The 14,190-nt window shown below is 64.0% G+C and carries 17 protein-coding genes; 14 read left to right on the top strand and 3 right to left on the bottom strand.

Going from position 1 to position 14,190, the window contains the following annotated elements; genetic code table 11:
- Positions 1 to 24 precede the first annotated feature (24 nt).
- The 6 genes from WEA77_RS12465 to recF all read left to right on the top strand — a co-directional run bounded on the left by WEA77_RS12465 (position 25) and on the right by recF (position 6,022).
- Positions 25 to 807: an enoyl-CoA hydratase gene (locus WEA77_RS12465; protein WP_368068209.1), complete on the top strand. Its 783-nt coding sequence runs from the start codon at positions 25 to 27 to the stop codon at positions 805 to 807.
- 117 nt (positions 808 to 924) lie between these two features.
- Complete coding sequence (gene rpsT, locus WEA77_RS12460) at positions 925 to 1,188, top strand: 30S ribosomal protein S20 (RefSeq protein WP_368068208.1); 264 nt, start codon at positions 925 to 927, stop codon at positions 1,186 to 1,188.
- A gap of 521 nt (positions 1,189 to 1,709) precedes the next feature.
- Positions 1,710 to 3,161, top strand: a complete 1,452-nt coding sequence (locus WEA77_RS12455; RefSeq protein ID WP_368068207.1) for a DnaA/Hda family protein — start codon at positions 1,710 to 1,712, stop codon at positions 3,159 to 3,161.
- A gap of 197 nt (positions 3,162 to 3,358) precedes the next feature.
- Positions 3,359 to 4,480 carry a DNA polymerase III subunit beta gene (gene dnaN / locus WEA77_RS12450; protein WP_368068206.1) on the top strand — a complete coding sequence of 374 codons (1,122 nt, stop codon included), beginning with the start codon at positions 3,359 to 3,361 and terminating at the stop codon, positions 4,478 to 4,480.
- Between the two features lie 96 nt (positions 4,481 to 4,576).
- Positions 4,577 to 4,879 carry a putative quinol monooxygenase gene (locus tag WEA77_RS12445; protein ID WP_368068205.1) on the top strand — a complete coding sequence of 101 codons (303 nt, stop codon included), beginning with the start codon at positions 4,577 to 4,579 and terminating at the stop codon, positions 4,877 to 4,879.
- A gap of 30 nt (positions 4,880 to 4,909) precedes the next feature.
- Positions 4,910 to 6,022, top strand: a complete 1,113-nt coding sequence (gene recF, locus WEA77_RS12440) for a DNA replication/repair protein RecF (protein ID WP_368068204.1) — start codon at positions 4,910 to 4,912, stop codon at positions 6,020 to 6,022.
- Here recF and WEA77_RS12435 read toward each other — a convergent pair.
- The 3 genes from WEA77_RS12435 to WEA77_RS12425 are packed head-to-tail and all read right to left on the bottom strand — an operon-like array spanning position 6,019 to position 8,622.
- Positions 6,019 to 6,966, bottom strand: a complete 948-nt coding sequence (locus WEA77_RS12435) for an alpha/beta hydrolase (protein ID WP_368068203.1) — start codon at positions 6,964 to 6,966, stop codon at positions 6,019 to 6,021. The two genes, recF and WEA77_RS12435, sit on opposite strands and share 4 nt — an antisense overlap.
- A 34-nt stretch (positions 6,967 to 7,000) precedes the next feature.
- Positions 7,001 to 7,471 carry a MarR family winged helix-turn-helix transcriptional regulator gene (locus WEA77_RS12430; protein ID WP_368068202.1) on the bottom strand — a complete coding sequence of 157 codons (471 nt, stop codon included), beginning with the start codon at positions 7,469 to 7,471 and terminating at the stop codon, positions 7,001 to 7,003.
- 5 nt (positions 7,472 to 7,476) lie between these two features.
- Positions 7,477 to 8,622, bottom strand: a complete 1,146-nt coding sequence (locus tag WEA77_RS12425) for a twin-arginine translocation pathway signal protein (protein ID WP_368068201.1) — start codon at positions 8,620 to 8,622, stop codon at positions 7,477 to 7,479.
- A 125-nt stretch (positions 8,623 to 8,747) separates the two neighbouring features.
- On the opposite strand from WEA77_RS12425, the gene WEA77_RS12420 reads away from it, so the two are divergent.
- From WEA77_RS12420 to WEA77_RS12385, 8 genes are all read left to right on the top strand, one after another.
- Entirely contained in the window at positions 8,748 to 9,143 is a 396-nt protein-coding gene (locus WEA77_RS12420) for a RidA family protein (protein ID WP_368068200.1), read from the top strand.
- A gap of 53 nt (positions 9,144 to 9,196) precedes the next feature.
- Positions 9,197 to 10,303 carry an S-(hydroxymethyl)glutathione dehydrogenase/class III alcohol dehydrogenase gene (locus tag WEA77_RS12415; RefSeq protein WP_368068199.1) on the top strand — a complete coding sequence of 369 codons (1,107 nt, stop codon included), beginning with the start codon at positions 9,197 to 9,199 and terminating at the stop codon, positions 10,301 to 10,303.
- Positions 10,303 to 10,770: a GFA family protein gene (locus WEA77_RS12410; protein ID WP_368068198.1), complete on the top strand. Its 468-nt coding sequence runs from the start codon at positions 10,303 to 10,305 to the stop codon at positions 10,768 to 10,770. Before WEA77_RS12415 ends, WEA77_RS12410 begins: the two co-directional genes overlap by 1 nt.
- 33 nt (positions 10,771 to 10,803) lie before the next feature.
- Positions 10,804 to 11,181 (top strand): VOC family protein, encoded by a 378-nt coding sequence (locus WEA77_RS12405; RefSeq protein ID WP_368068197.1) that lies wholly within the window; start codon positions 10,804 to 10,806, stop codon positions 11,179 to 11,181.
- A gap of 19 nt (positions 11,182 to 11,200) precedes the next feature.
- Positions 11,201 to 11,677 (top strand): RidA family protein, encoded by a 477-nt coding sequence (locus WEA77_RS12400; RefSeq protein WP_368068196.1) that lies wholly within the window; start codon positions 11,201 to 11,203, stop codon positions 11,675 to 11,677.
- A 20-nt stretch (positions 11,678 to 11,697) separates the two neighbouring features.
- The gene (locus WEA77_RS12395) at positions 11,698 to 11,982 is read left to right on the top strand and encodes a hypothetical protein (RefSeq protein WP_368068195.1); all 285 of its coding nucleotides are present in this window, start codon (positions 11,698 to 11,700) and stop codon (positions 11,980 to 11,982) included.
- Positions 11,982 to 12,824 carry an S-formylglutathione hydrolase gene (fghA, locus tag WEA77_RS12390; protein WP_368068194.1) on the top strand — a complete coding sequence of 281 codons (843 nt, stop codon included), beginning with the start codon at positions 11,982 to 11,984 and terminating at the stop codon, positions 12,822 to 12,824. Before WEA77_RS12395 ends, fghA begins: the two co-directional genes overlap by 1 nt.
- A gap of 78 nt (positions 12,825 to 12,902) precedes the next feature.
- Positions 12,903 to 14,190 (top strand): DEAD/DEAH box helicase (locus WEA77_RS12385; RefSeq protein WP_368068193.1); only part of this gene is annotated, 1,288 nt, incomplete at its 3' end.

Below are 14,190 nucleotides of genomic sequence, written 5' to 3'. Positions count from 1 at the left end.
CCCCCCCCCGCCCGGAAAGCCCCCATGTCCTACAAGACCCTGATCACCGAGATCGATACCGAAGACGGCTTTGCCGTCATCCAGATGAACCGCCCGGAGACGCTGAATGCGCTCTGCGAGGAGATGATGAGCGAGCTTTCGGCGGCGTTTGACCGGTTCGAGGCGGACGACAACGTGCATTGCATCATCCTCACTGGCTCGAAGAAGGCCTTTTCCGGCGGAGCCGATGTGAAGGAAATACAGGCCAAGACCTTCCCGCAGTCCTATTATGAGGACTTCGTCACCCGGAACTGGGAGCGCGCGGCGCGCACCCGCAAGCCTCTGGTCGCGGCGGTAGGCGGCTATGCAATCGGCGGGGGCTGCGAACTGGCGATGATGTGCGACATCATCCTGGCGGCCGACAATGCCCGGTTTGGCCAGCCGGAAATCCGGCTCGGCATCATGCCGGGCGCCGGCGGGACGCAGCGCCTGGCGCGGGTGATCGGCAAGTCGAAAGCCATGGAACTCTGCCTGACAGGGCGCATGATGGAGGCCGTGGAGGCCGAGCGCTGCGGCCTGATCAGCCGGATCGTGCCGGCGGATGACCTGATGGACGAGGCCCGGGACCTGGCGCGCACCATCGCGCTGATGCCGCGGGCCGCCGCCATGATGACCAAGGAGGCCATCAATGCGGCCTATGAAACCCCGCTCGCACAGGGCATCCAGTTCGAACGGCGCCTGTTCCACTCGCTTTTTGCGACCGATGACCAGAAAGAAGGCATGAAGGCCTACATCGAAAAGCGCACGGCCCACTTCAAGGGCCGCTAAATGGCCTGCCGGAATGCTGCTTTTCGCGTCTGAGTCTGGTTGACGCGCACCCGGCGTTTATGTATCTCCCCGCCTTCGGCCTGACGGGAGACTTTCCCGGGGCTCCAGGAGTTAACGATGGCGAATACGAAATCAGCCAAGAAGATGGTGCGCAAGATCGAAGCGCGCACCGAGGTCAACAAAGCCCGCCGCTCGCGCGTGCGCACCTTCGTGCGCAAGGTCGAAGAAGCGATTGTCTCGGGCGACAAAGCGGCCGCTGCTGAAGCGCTGAAGGCTGCCCAACCGGAAATCATGCGTTCCGTGACCAAGGGCATCACCCATAAAAATACCGCCTCGCGCAAGGTTTCGCGCCTGTCTGCCCGCGTCAAGGCGATGGCCTGAGCCTCGTAATCAGGCGCTGAAAGCGGGCTGAAGCCAGAGCCTGCCAGATGGATCCTGGCAGGCTTTGTTTTTTGCCTGACGCCCGCACCAATTTCCGGATTGTCTTAACAAGCGCTGGCCGGACGCCGGCAACTTTTGCATGCGCGCAAGGTCGACCATGTTTGACTGTTGTTGCACGGCTGCAAGGGGCGCCCGAAATGGGAAAATTCCACAGCCTTGCATGGATGTTCTCAGTTGACAGAAATAACGAGAACAAATGTCAGCAAGCGCTCACAAAAAAATATTTTTTGGATCCAACTACATGAAATTTATGTGCATTTTTGGAACGCGCCACAAGTCAACAAGATAACTGCGGCGTTCGTAAAAAAGAGGGACTTGTGTAGAATTTCTGTGGCGATTAGTTTGCCCGAGCCAGCTAATATTATCCCGGTAAAGAGTATTTTTGAGTGTCAGGCGGGGGCCTGCCGGGCGCGTCGAGTGCGAGTTGGAAAGAGCGATCAAAACTAGAAACGGGGTCGGCGATGGACCGAAAGAGATTGTTTGCTTCTCGCGTAAATGAGGGATTACAGGAACAGCAAGGTGGCGAAGCCACGGGTCAGCGCGTCTGGGAAGACGTGCAGGCGGTTCTGAAGTCCCGAATGCCGGAAGAAGAATTTGTCCGCTGGATTGCGGAACTGCGCCTTGTCGCAGAAGTCGAGAGCGAGTTGTTGCTCGCAGCGACGGATATGGTGGCGCTTGACCGCGTGAGCCGGGAGTACAAGCGCGAGATTGAACGGCTGTGGGCCGGCATGGACCCGCAGGCGCGCACGATCAAATTGATTTGTTGGCGGACGGTTTCGCCCGAACTGCGCGAACTGATCGGCGACCCGTGGGCCGCTGACGCAGATTGCGACGGGACCGACGGATCAGACGATCCGCCGTTGCTTTCGGGCGGTCCGGCGATGATGTTCGACAACCTTGTTGTCGGGCCATCTAACAAGACCGCTGTGGAAGTGGCGAAACGGATTGCCGCCGGCCTGCCGACCGGCACGCCGATCACGCTGATCTTTGGACCGCAGGGCACCGGCAAGACGCATACCGTGCTGGCGCTCAAGACCGAAGTGGCCAAGCGCGATCCGAAACGGAAGGTGGTTTATCTCACCGCTGAGGAATTCATGTCGTCCTACCTGGACGGCGTGAAGGCGCGCGACACGAGTGGACTGAAACGGCGCCTGCGTACGGCGGCGATCCTGATCGTCGACGACCTGCACCGGATTGCCGGCAAACCCGGCACCGAGAACGAGCTGTTCCAGAATATCCGCGAAGTGACAGGCACCGGCGGACAGATTGTTCTGGTTGGCGATGCGGGCCCCGGCGAAACGGTCGGCTTCGGCCAGCGGCTGCGCGCCGAGATCAAGGGTGCAACGGCGGTCGAGATCGGATTGCCAGACGCCGCCATGCGCCGCGAGATCCTGTGCCGGCTTGCCCGCCATATCGCGGTGACCCATCCTGAATTCCTGCTTGAGGACGACATGATCCAGAAACTGAATTCGGGAATCCGCGGCCCGGGGCGCGAGCTGACCGGCGCGGTATGGAGCCTCTATACCGAAGCCAATTTCGGTCAGGAAACGCCGACCATGGACATGCTGGAGCGGGTCATCCGCCGGCACTCGGGCGAACTGCGTGAGCCGAGCATCGACGTGATCAAGAAAGCGACACTGAAGATCTTCCCGATCACCCGCGCCGACCTTGAAGGCCCGAGCAAGATGCAGGCCTTTGTCTATCCGCGTCAGGTGGCGATGTATCTCTGCCGCACGATGACCCGGAAGTCTTTCCCGCAGATCGGGCGCGCATTTGGCAAACGTGACCACACGACCGTTCTTTACGCCTTCCGGCGTATCGAGAAGGCCTTGCCGGAAGACCCGCGGCTTGCGGACGACCTCTCGCGCGTAGAAACGGTCATACTCGACATGCTGGACGCCGGTCAAACCTGAGGCAGCGCCTTGGGCTGGCGTGCTCCGGCCCTTCCGGCGCTTGGCTTTTCGCCGAACTTGTTTAAGGATTTTCAGCCCGCTTCCAGTGTGAAGCGGGCTGATTCCCTGTCTGGCGCGGGGACCAGACGTTCGCGGACACAGAAACTAGAGGATTGGGGCAAGCCGCCATACGGCTCCCCTGATGGACGGACCCGAAGATGAAGCTGACGATTGAACGTGGTGACCTGCTCAACGCGCTGAGCCATGTCCAGAACATTGTCGAACGCCGCACGACGATCCCCATTCTCTCCAACGTCCTCCTGCAGGCGAAGAAAGGCGAGCTGCGCCTGACCGCCACCGATCTCGACATCGAGGCGGTCGACTCTTCGGACGCGAAAGTGTCCAAGGAAGGCGCTGTCACGGCACCGGCCGGTACGTTGTTCGACGTGGTGCGCAAGCTGCCTTCGGGCGCTGAAGTCCTGCTCGAGCTCAATCCGGAGACCCAGCGCCTCCTGATCACGGCCGGGCGCTCGCAGTTCGAGCTGCCCACCCTTCCCGCTTCGGATTTCCAGACGATGGCCTTGGATGAAGGCGGCACCGCGTTCAGCCTTGCGGCCCGCGACCTTGCCCGCCTGATCGACAAGACGCGCTTTGCGATCTCGACCGAGGAGACGCGCTATTATCTCAACGGCATCTACCTGCATGCCGCCAAGGACGACGCGGGCAAGCCCGTGCTGCGCTCGGTCGCCACCGATGGCCACCGCCTGGCGTTGGCCGAACTGAAGGCGCCGAAGGGCAGCGAGAAGCTGACCGGCGTGATCGTGCCGCGCAAGACCGTCAACGAGATCCGCCGCCTGATCGACGGGCGCGAGGACGAGGTGTCGGTGGACGTGTCGGACACCAAGATCGTCGTGCGCGCGGGGCGCGCCGTGCTGACCTCGAAATTGATCGACGGCTCGTTCCCGGATTATGAGCGCGTGATCCCGAAGGGCAATAACAAGAAACTGACGGTCGACAACAAGGCCTTCGAGGCGGCGGTTGACCGCGTCTCCACCGTGTCGGCCGAGCGCTCGCGCTCGGTGAAGATGAGCCTCAGCGAAGGCCGCCTGACGCTGGCGGTGAACCATGCCGAGACCGGCGCGGGGAACGAGGAGATCGAGGCGGAGTATTCGTCGGACGCGATGGAGATCGGCTTCAATGCCAAGTATCTGCTCGACATCTCGGGTCAGATCGAAGCGGGCGAAGCCGAGTTCATGTTCAACGACCCTGCGTCTCCGGCGCTGGTTCTCGACCCGTCCGACGGTTCGGCGCGCTATGTGCTGATGCCGCTTCGGGTTTAAGGCATGCAGGTCGGCCGCCGGATATTTATCGGAGGCTCGGCGGCATTCATTTCATTTGCCGGAGGCTGCACCTCTGGTCCAACCGGGCAGACCGCCATGTATGGATTGATCGGGAAATTCACGTCAGCAGACGGCAAGCGCGACGAGTTGATCGGCTGCCTGCTCGAAGGCCTTAAGGACATGCCGGGTTGCCTCAGCTATGTCGTGGCAAGCGATCCGGCGGACGCGAATGCGATCTGGGTGACCGAAGCCTGGGTGGATGCGGAAAGCCACAAGGCAAGCCTTGGCCTGCCCCCGGTTCAGGAGGCGATCCGCAAGGCGCGCCCGATCATCGCCGGCATGGAGAGCATCGCCGAGACACAGCCGGTGGGCGGGCACGGCCTGTCCTCCGTGGGCTGAGTTTGCGGCGCCGCGCATGGCCAGAACGGCATGACCGCCCTTACCCGCCTCACCCTCACCGATTTTCGGAACTATGAGAGCCTCACGCTGAAACTCGATGGGCGGCCCGTGTGCCTCTACGGCGCAAATGGCGCGGGCAAGACGAACCTGCTGGAAGCGATCAGCCAGTTCGGACCGGGGCGCGGGTTGCGCGCGGCGCAGCTGGCGGAGATGACGCGGCACGGGGCGCCGGGCGGCTGGACGATTGCCGGCATCATCGATAACGAACAGAAAATCGGTATTGCGCTGGAAGGCACGGGGCCGGCCAAGCGCGCGGTGCGGATCGACGGGGCGACGGCCTCCCCGGGAGACCTCGCCGAACGGATGCGGCTGATCTGGCTGACACCGGCGATGGACGGTGTGTTCCGGGGCGGGGCCTCGGAACGGCGGCGCTTCTTCGACCGGCTGGTGATGGCGCACCAGCCCTCGCATGGCACGGCCTCGACGCGCTACGAAAAGGCGCTGGCTGAGCGCAATGCGCTACTCGAGCGCGGGCACGTGGACCCGGCCTGGGCGGACGCCATCGAGGCGCGGCTGGCGGAGGCGGGCGCGGAGATTGCGGTGAACCGTGCACTGGTTATGGCGCAGTTGCAGGCGGCAATTGATGCGCGGCCCGAGGGGCATTTTCCGAAGGCGGACCTGTCGCTGGACGGCGAGGCCGAGGCGGCGGCGGGGCGAGGCGAGGATTTCCGCGCAGTCTTTGACTTGCTGGTCGAGGCCTACCGGAGCGGGAGGCGGCGCGACATGGCGGCGAGCCGCACGCTGAGTGGGCCGCACCGGTCTGACCTTGGTGTGCTCCACCGCCCGTCCGGCGCGCCGGCGGGCGAGGCCTCGACCGGGCAGCAGAAGGCGCTGCTGATCGGGCTGGTGCTGGCCTCTGCCGAGGCCTTGTCCGTGGACGCAGCAGGTCCCTCCCCGCTCCTCCTGCTGGACGAGGCGGCGGCGCACCTGGATCCTGACCGGCGGCGCGCGCTGTTCGATGAACTGGCGGCGATGAACGGTCAGGCCTGGCTTACGGGCACCGACGCATTCCTCTTCGAGACATTCGGCACGCGCGCCCAGAGAGTTCGCGTGGACGCCTGTTCGGAGGTTCTTGAGGCTTAGCGGCCTGCGCCGTCCAGTTCGAACCATCCGGTCAGGATGGGGTTCACGTCCCGGTGGCGCTTGTAGTTGAGGCCGTGATCGGCGCCTTCAAGGATGCTGACCTTGGCATCGGGGATGGCGGCCTTGAGCTTGTCTGCGCTCGAGATCAGGACGGTCGGATCGGCGTCGCCGAACACGGCCGAGACCGCAATGCCTGTAGCGCTGAGCGCAGCATAGGTATCCTCGCGGCCGTGCATCGGGAAATGCCGGAAGGTCGAGAGCAGCGCGCGGCCATAGCCCTTGTAGTTCATCTGCTCACGGACATCACCCTGCAGGCGGTCTTCCGGCGCGAGGCCCGTTTCGTCATACTGCGGGTCGCCCGCAATCGATTTCATCGCGACCATGCGCCAGAGCCAGTCGCCGATCACCGGCGTGCGGATCAGCGAAGCCTGGAATCCCTGCGCACCCGTCACATCGAAACCGGCGGGCACGAGAAGGAAGATGCGGGTAACGCGCTCTGGGTGGCGCACGGCAAATTCCGCGACGATGGGCCCGCCCATCGACAGGCCGACGAAGCCTGCAGGCTCCTTGATCTGCAGGGCGTCAAGCAGCGCAACAAGCTCCCAGTCATAGAAATCGGTATCGTAGCGGCTTGCCGGCCGGTCGGACCAGCCGCGCCCGAGATGATCAAACTGCAACACGCGAAAACCGGCTACGCGCAGAGCTTCGGCATTCTGTTCGAAGATGAAACCGGGGGTCGAGTAGCCGTGGACCATGACGATCAGCGGCGCGCCTTCGGGGCCGGTCAGGCGGTAGTGGATCTTGGCGCCGGGCAGCGCGGCAAACTGGCCGGAGGCGCGGGCGCGCTCGATGTCATCGAGGGGCCGCAGGCCGCGCCCGGCCCATGCCCAGCTCGCCCAGAGCGCAAATATCAAAGCGCAGAAACCCCACAAAGCCCACTTCATCGCGCCCTCCCTGACGCGCAAGATGATGGAAGGTTCAGCGGTTCGTGTCGAGCCAGATCCGCAGGCGTTCAAGCGTGGGGAGTATTTCAGCGGCCAGCGCGGGCGGAAAAGCTGCTGGCAGTTGAGCGAGTTCGGGCTCCAGCGCCTTCAGTGCCGCCTCGCGCGCCGAGCGGCCGGAGGGGGTCAGGAATATCCGCTTCGAGCGGGCATCGGTGGCATCCGGATCGACGCGGATAAAGCCTTTCGCCTCAAGCTTCTGCAGCGTGTTCGTCATCGTGCCTTTGGTGACCTGGAAAGCCGCCGCGAGGCGCATGGGCGTCCAGCCATCGCCGAGGCGGACGCAATGGTTGAGCAGGCTGAACTGCGCCATCGTGAGGCCGAAAGGCATGACGCGCTGGAAGCGATTTCCGGAGAGCTGCGCAATTATGCCGATCTCGAGGAAGAGGCTGAAATAGAGATCGGCGGCTTCAGCAGTCGACGGGGGCTTGGTCAGCTTTGAAGGCATACGGATCAACTCATCATGTGGGCATCAAGGCCGCGCCGGGGCGCAGGCCCGACCGGCTTTGCATAGCCGACCCGAACCAGCATCTGCAACCGCTCGCCGCCGCCGATCAGGTCGTGCACTTCGGTGTATAGGTCCGCGATCTCCGGATACTCCTGCAGCGCCTGGCTCCAGGGATGGACAGCAAGGCCATGCGCCGCGGCTTCCAGTGTGAGGCGCAGATAGGCGCGGCCGGCCGCGAGCTGGCCTTCGCGGGACGCGCCGTCATTGGTGAGCCAGGCGAAAGCGCGGGCCGAGACGGCCATCGGGCGATACATGTCGAGGCCCTGTTTGAAGGCAACGGAGTTGGGATCGCCGAGCGCTTCGGGCGACATGGCGCCTGCAAGTTTCGCAACCCCCATAAGCGGACCCTCAAGCGCGATGCCATCTCGGTGCTGGTTGGTTTCGTCCGGACCTATCCGAAGCAGGTCGATGCTTTCCTGCATCGTGTGGGCGGTGAGCGATTCGCGTTCGTGGCCGCGCCAGGTGAGATCGCGCAATTGCTCCGCTGTCTGATCGTTTCCGATGGCGTGGCCAGTGATGCCGAAAGCTGTTCCGGCAGCGGCGAGTGCCGCGATTTTTTCGGGTTCGACCTCGCGGGCTTCGTAGACTTCGCGGTTGGTGTGGCGGGCGAGGACGTGGGCGAAAAGCGAATCGGGCGCAGCTGTGCCGGGCGTGAACCGGACGTGGGCGACGGGGCGGGCATCGAGGCGGCCGGACATCTCTGGCGCCCCTTCGGGAAACATCGTGATCCCGGCGTCATAGCCTTCTTCGGCGGCGGCGAGGCGCAAGAGCTCCAGGAAAGCGCCGCAGCCGATCACAATCTGCCGGTCAAACGGATCGGTGGCCGGCAGGCGCCGCTCAAGATCAACATACAGCGTCAGCGCGTCATTGTCGTCCAGCTGGACGAGCCAGGGCTGGCGATTGTGCGGGTTGGGCGCAAGGAGCGCGTAGGAGAGGAAGCGGCGGCGCAACTCGGTCTGCCGCCCGGCGGTGCGCCAGGCTTCGCGGGCGGCGCGGCTGGGCTGGTTCAGGGCGACAAAACCGCCCGCACCAGCGGCGGCAAGGACGACGCCGCCGCCGATCAGTTTCAATACGCCGCGGCGGGAGGTCATCGCTCAATCTCCATTTGGTTCGATATCAAACCTTATAGTTTGAAGTCGAACTATCGTCAAGCGCGCCGTTTGCGCGGGTGCTGCGCGCCTGTTAGCGTCCCCGTAAATCGGGAGGACCGCGCACCATGAAAACACGCACCATCAATCCCACGCCCTGGCTGCAGCATTTCAACCTGCATCACGGCGTGGAAGTCACCGGGGGTACGCGCACGCTCTATCTGTCGGGCCAGACGTCCACCGCCGCAGACGGCAGCACACTGCACGCCGGCGACCTTGGCGCGCAGTTCAAGACGGCCTGGGCGAACGTGAAAGACGCGCTGAAGGAAGCCGGGATGGGGCCATCGAACGTGGTGCGCCTCAACATTTTTGTCACTGACGTGGACGCCTTCATGGGGATCGCGGGGGACCTGACCGCCCTTATCAAGGCGGACGGAACGGAGACGGTGTGCACGCTGATCGGCGCGGCGCGGCTGTTTGACCCGGACGTGATGATCGAACTGGAAGCGACCGCCGTCGCATGAGGTGGATTCTGGCGGCGGATACTCTACGTAAGTCGCCAGTTGAGGAGTCTCCTATGAAAACACGCGCCGCAGTCGCTTTCGAAGCCAAGAAGCCGCTCGAGATCGTCGAGCTTGACCTGGAGGGCCCGAAGACCGGCGAAGTGCTGGTCGAAATCATGGCGACGGGCATCTGCCATACGGATGCCTACACGCTCGACGGGCTCGATTCCGAGGGCATTTTCCCGAGTGTGCTGGGCCATGAAGGCGCGGGCATCGTGCGCGAGGTGGGCGCGGGCGTGACCAGCGTGAAACCGGGTGACCACGTCATCCCGCTCTACACACCGGAATGCCGTCAGTGCAAAAGCTGTCTGTCGGGCAAGACCAATTTGTGCACGGCCATTCGTGCCACACAGGGCAAGGGCCTGATGCCGGATGGCACGAGCCGCTTCAGCTACAAGGGCCAGGCAGTGTATCACTATATGGGTTGTTCAACCTTCTCGAACTTTACCGTGCTTCCGGAAATAGCGGTGGCGAAAATCCGGGAGGACGCCCCGTTCGACAAGGCCTGCTATGTCGGCTGCGGCGTGACGACCGGCGTGGGCGCCGTGGTGAACACTGCGAAAGTGCAAGTCGGCGAGAATGTTGTCGTTTTCGGCCTTGGCGGGATCGGCCTCAACGTGATCCAGGGCGCGCGGATGGCGGGGGCGGACATGATCGTCGGCGTCGACATCAATCCGTCCAAGGAGGAATGGGGCCGAAAATTCGGAATGACGCATTTCGTCAACCCGAAGGCCGTGAAGGACATCGTGGCGCATATCGTGGAGCTGACCGGTGGCGGGGCGGACTATTCGTTCGACTGCACGGGCAACACGGCCGTGATGCGACAGGCGCTGGAGTGCTGCCATCGCGGCTGGGGCACGAGCATCATCATCGGCGTAGCGGAATCCGGCAAGGAAATCGCGACGCGGCCGTTCCAGCTGGTGACCGGGCGCAACTGGCGCGGCACGGCCTTCGGCGGCGCGAAGGGGCGCACGGATGTGCCGAAGATCGTCGACTGGTACATGAACGGTAAGATCGAGATAGACCCGATGATCACGCACGTAATGACGCTGGACAAGATCAACGATGCCTTTGACCTGATGCATGAGGGCAAGAGCATCCGCAGCGTGGTGGTGTATTGATGGAAGAGTGGCACCTCCCCTGGCATGGCACCTGCCTGTGCGGGCAGGTGAAGATGAAGATCACCGCGCCGCCAGTGGACCTGGCGGCCTGCCCTTGCACCGATTGTCAGAAGCTGACAAGCGGGCCTTACTCGTTGTCGCTGCTGCTGCCTTCGGACGGCTTAGAGGTAACCGATGGCACTCCGGTGGAGGGCGAGCTGCATGCGGAGAACCAGCAGATGTACTGTCCGCATTGCAAGAACTGGCTATTTACGCGTATGCCCGGCCTGCGCTTCGTCAACTTCCGGCCCGGCATGCTGGACAGCGGAAACTGGCCGCGTCCGATCACCGGGACGATGAACCGGGAGCGCTTGCCCTTTGCCGAGACAGGCGCGGAATTCAGCTTTGAAGGCTTTCCCGCGCCCGAAGATTACGGCCCTGCCATGGCGGCTTATGCCGACTACGGCGCCCGGCCGCCTGCGAACTGAACACTATTCATCAACACCAGGAGGAACTCAAAAATGTACAGTCACATGATGGTCGGCTCGAACGACATCGACAAATCGAAGGCTTTCTATGACGCGCTGTTTTCATCCGTGGGCGGAAAGCCGGGCATCAAGGATCCGAAGGGCCGCCTCGTCTACATGCATAATGGCGGGATCTTCCTCGTCACGCCGCCGATTGACGGCGCGCCCGCCGCTAGCGGCAATGGCATGACCATCGGGCTGGCGATGACCTCCACCGAACAGGCGGACGCCTGGCACAAGGCGGGCGTCGCTGCCGGGGGCAAGGCGATCGAAGACCCTCCGGGCTGGCGCGGTGAAGGCGCGGGCGCCCTCTACCTCGCCTACCTGCGCGATCCGGACGGCAACAAGCTCTGCGCGCTGCATCGCAAGTAAGTGAAGGGAGGGCCGCGCCGTGAAACGTTTCAGCGTCGCTGCCGCGCTCACTGCGGCCCTCCTCACGTCCGCCTGCGTGTCAGCCGGCGCAGATACTACCGCGCCGGAGCCCGGCGTGTCCTTCAATACCGGCCAGCCGATTGCAGGGCAGACCCTGCCCTTCTCGCGCGCGGTGCGCGTGGGCCATATGCTCTACCTATCCGGCGAACTCGGCATTGATCCGGCCACGAACAGTCTGGTGGCGGGCGGCGTGGGTCCGGAGACCGCGCAGATCTTCCGCAACTATGAGCGGACGCTGGCAGAGTATGGCGCGGACCTGTCTGACATCGTGAAGTGCAGCGTCTTTCTTGGCGACATGACGAACTACGGCGTGATGAATACCGCCTATGGCGCCGCGCTGCCGGACCCGAAACCGGCGCGCTCGACGGTCGGCGTAAACGGCCTCGGCTTTAACGCCGCGCTCGAAATCGAGTGTATCGCCGTCCTGCGGGAATGAGCCGGCGCAGTGAGCCGCCAGTGGATCTGACGCGCGTCAGGTCGGACGCGATCCGCTGGGTGATCGAGCGCGCGGCGGAACGCGGCAACCGCTTCGTCTTGCTGGCGGATTGGCCGAGGGCACCGATTGCGCGCATGCAGACGGGAGCAGGTGACAGCCAGAAAGCAGAAGTCACCGCCCGCTGGCCAGGCCTCGCATACTATATCGAAGCAGGCACGCGGCATAGCGAACCCGATGAAGGCTCTATCGAGGACGGGTTTGCGGTGTCTTTTCCGCGCCCGAAACCCACTCAAAGGATTGATTGATGACCGAGCTGAAACCCGTCTCCTCCTGGAAGTCCTTCGGCGGCACATTGTCCGTGCACGACCATGAGAGCACACTGCTCGGCTGCACGATGCGCTTTGCGGTTTACACGCCGCCGCAGGCCGCGCTGGGGCCAGCGCCGGTGCTGTGGTATCTGTCGGGGCTCACCTGCACCTGGGCGAACATGATGGAGAAGTCCGGCGTGCAGGAACATGCCGCGCGCCACGGGCTCATGATCATCGCGCCGGACACGAGCCCGCGCGGGGAGCATGTGCCCAACGATGACGCGTATGACCTTGGGCAAGGCGCGGGCTTTTACCTCACCGCCACGCAGGCACCGTGGGACAGGCATTACAGGATGGACCAGTACATCACCGATGAACTGCCCGGGCTGATAGCCGCGAACTTCCCGGCCGACATGACGCGTCAGGGCATCTTCGGGCACTCGATGGGCGGGCACGGCGCCATCACGCTGCACCTGAAGCATCCGGACACCTACAAATCCTGCTCGGCCTTCTCCCCGGTCACCTCGCCCGCCCGCGTACCCTGGGGCGAGAAGGCGTTCACAGCCTATCTCGGCCCGCCTTCGATTGCCTGGGAACACTATGACGCGACCGAACTCGTGAAGGAGCGCCCGTCGAAGGCGCTGATCCTTGTGGATACCGGCACGGCAGACACCTTCCTCGAAACGCAGCTGAAGCCGGAAGTCTTCATCAAGGCCTGCGAGAACGACGGCCAGCGCCTCGATTTCCGGCTGCGCGAGGGCTACGGCCACGATTATTATTTCATCGCGACCTTCATGGACGAACATATCTCCCATCATGCGAAAGCCCTCGCTGGTTAACTTAAACGCCGCAGGCTGGGCGTAGCCGGGGGGGCGGAAACGTGCCATTAGGCCGGATTAACGCCTGAAAGCCTCTTTATGACCCTGCCCGACACACTCCCCGCCGCACTCGCCGGCGCCCTCTCCTCACGCGGATATACCGACCTCACGCAGGTCCAATCCGCCGTCCTGGTGCCGCATCTCTCCGACAAGGATCTCCTTGTCTCCGCCCAGACCGGCTCTGGCAAGACCGTCGCCTTTGGCCTCGCGATGGCAGACGCGCTCCTCTCAGGCGAAGACACGCTCTCGCCCGCATCCTCCCCTCTGGCGCTGATCGTCGCACCAACGCGCGAGCTTGCCATGCAGGTCGCCCGCGAACTCGCCTGGCTGTACGCCATTGCCGGCGCCCGCCTGGCTACCTGCGTCGGCGGCATGGACATGCGCGACGAGCGGCGCGCGCTGGAACGCGGCGCGCACATCGTGATCGGCACCCCCGGCCGCCTCGCGGACCATATCAAGCGCGGCTCGCTGGTCACCGGCGGCGTGCGCGTCGTAGTGCTCGACGAGGCCGACGAGATGCTCGACATGGGTTTCCGCGAGGAACTCGAACTGATCCTCGAAGGCACGCCCGACGAGCGGCGTACCCTGATGTTTTCGGCCACCGTGCCGAAAGGCATCGCCGCCCTCGCGGCGCGCTACCAGAAAAACGCCGCGCGCGTGACGACCGAAGCCGAGAAGAGCCAGCACGTCGATATCGAATACAAGGCCCTGCTCGTCGCGCCCGGCGATGAAGAGAATGCCATCGTCAACATCGTGCGCCATTCGGATTCCGAAAGCGCGCTGGTCTTCTGCTCGACCCGCGCCGCCGTGAACAAGCTGATGAGCCGGATGGGCAATCGTGGTTTCCCGGTCGTCGCCCTCTCGGGCGAACTCAGCCAGAAGGAACGCTCCAGTGCGCTGCAGGCCCTGCGCGATGGCCGCGCCCGCGTCTGCATCGCCACAGACGTTGCCGCGCGCGGTCTCGACCTGCAGAACCTCGGCCTCGTGATCCATGCCGACCTCCCGCGCGATCCGGCGACGCTGCTGCACCGCTCTGGCCGCACGGGCCGCGCCGGCCGCAAGGGCGTCAGCGCCCTGCTGGTAGCGCCGAAAGCCCGCCGGCGCGTCGAGCGCCTGCTCGGCGACGCGAAGATTTCCGCGACCTGGGGCAAACCGCCGTCGGCCGACGAGATCGCCCGCCAGGACGATGCGCGCCTCCTGTCCGATGCCGCGATAAGCCAACCGGCTAATGCCCACGAGAAACAGCTCGTCGAACAGCTGCTCGCCCAGCACGGCGCCGAAGCGGTTGCCGCCGCCTTCGTCCGCGCCAAGCGCGAAGGCCGCTCGG

It is taken from the genome of Hyphomonas sp. (assembly GCF_040882205.1).
In the GTDB taxonomy this organism is placed as follows: domain Bacteria; phylum Pseudomonadota; class Alphaproteobacteria; order Caulobacterales; family Hyphomonadaceae; genus Hyphomonas.
Note: the sequence above shows the minus strand (reverse complement) of the source record. Positions and strands in the feature narration are given on the sequence as shown.

Bases quoted from the DNA above. Each gene is read 5' to 3' on its own strand.
- WEA77_RS12430 (WP_368068202.1), bottom strand. From the start codon at position 7,471: ATGCCTTCAAAGCTGACCAAGCCCCCGTCGACTGCTGAAGCCGCCGAT.
- recF (WP_368068204.1), top strand. From the start codon at position 4,910: ATGACCGCCCTTACCCGCCTCACCCTCACCGATTTTCGGAACTATGAG.
- WEA77_RS12405 (WP_368068197.1), top strand. From the start codon at position 10,804: ATGTACAGTCACATGATGGTCGGCTCGAACGACATCGACAAATCGAAG.
- WEA77_RS12410 (WP_368068198.1), top strand. From the start codon at position 10,303: ATGGAAGAGTGGCACCTCCCCTGGCATGGCACCTGCCTGTGCGGGCAG.
- WEA77_RS12420 (WP_368068200.1), top strand. From the start codon at position 8,748: ATGAAAACACGCACCATCAATCCCACGCCCTGGCTGCAGCATTTCAAC.
- WEA77_RS12455 (WP_368068207.1), top strand. From the start codon at position 1,710: ATGGACCGAAAGAGATTGTTTGCTTCTCGCGTAAATGAGGGATTACAG.
- WEA77_RS12445 (WP_368068205.1), top strand. From the start codon at position 4,577: ATGTATGGATTGATCGGGAAATTCACGTCAGCAGACGGCAAGCGCGAC.
- dnaN (WP_368068206.1), top strand. From the start codon at position 3,359: ATGAAGCTGACGATTGAACGTGGTGACCTGCTCAACGCGCTGAGCCAT.
- fghA (WP_368068194.1), top strand. From the start codon at position 11,982: ATGACCGAGCTGAAACCCGTCTCCTCCTGGAAGTCCTTCGGCGGCACA.
- WEA77_RS12465 (WP_368068209.1), top strand. From the start codon at position 25: ATGTCCTACAAGACCCTGATCACCGAGATCGATACCGAAGACGGCTTT.
- rpsT (WP_368068208.1), top strand. From the start codon at position 925: ATGGCGAATACGAAATCAGCCAAGAAGATGGTGCGCAAGATCGAAGCG.
- WEA77_RS12435 (WP_368068203.1), bottom strand. From the start codon at position 6,966: ATGAAGTGGGCTTTGTGGGGTTTCTGCGCTTTGATATTTGCGCTCTGG.
- WEA77_RS12415 (WP_368068199.1), top strand. From the start codon at position 9,197: ATGAAAACACGCGCCGCAGTCGCTTTCGAAGCCAAGAAGCCGCTCGAG.
- WEA77_RS12425 (WP_368068201.1), bottom strand. From the start codon at position 8,622: ATGACCTCCCGCCGCGGCGTATTGAAACTGATCGGCGGCGGCGTCGTC.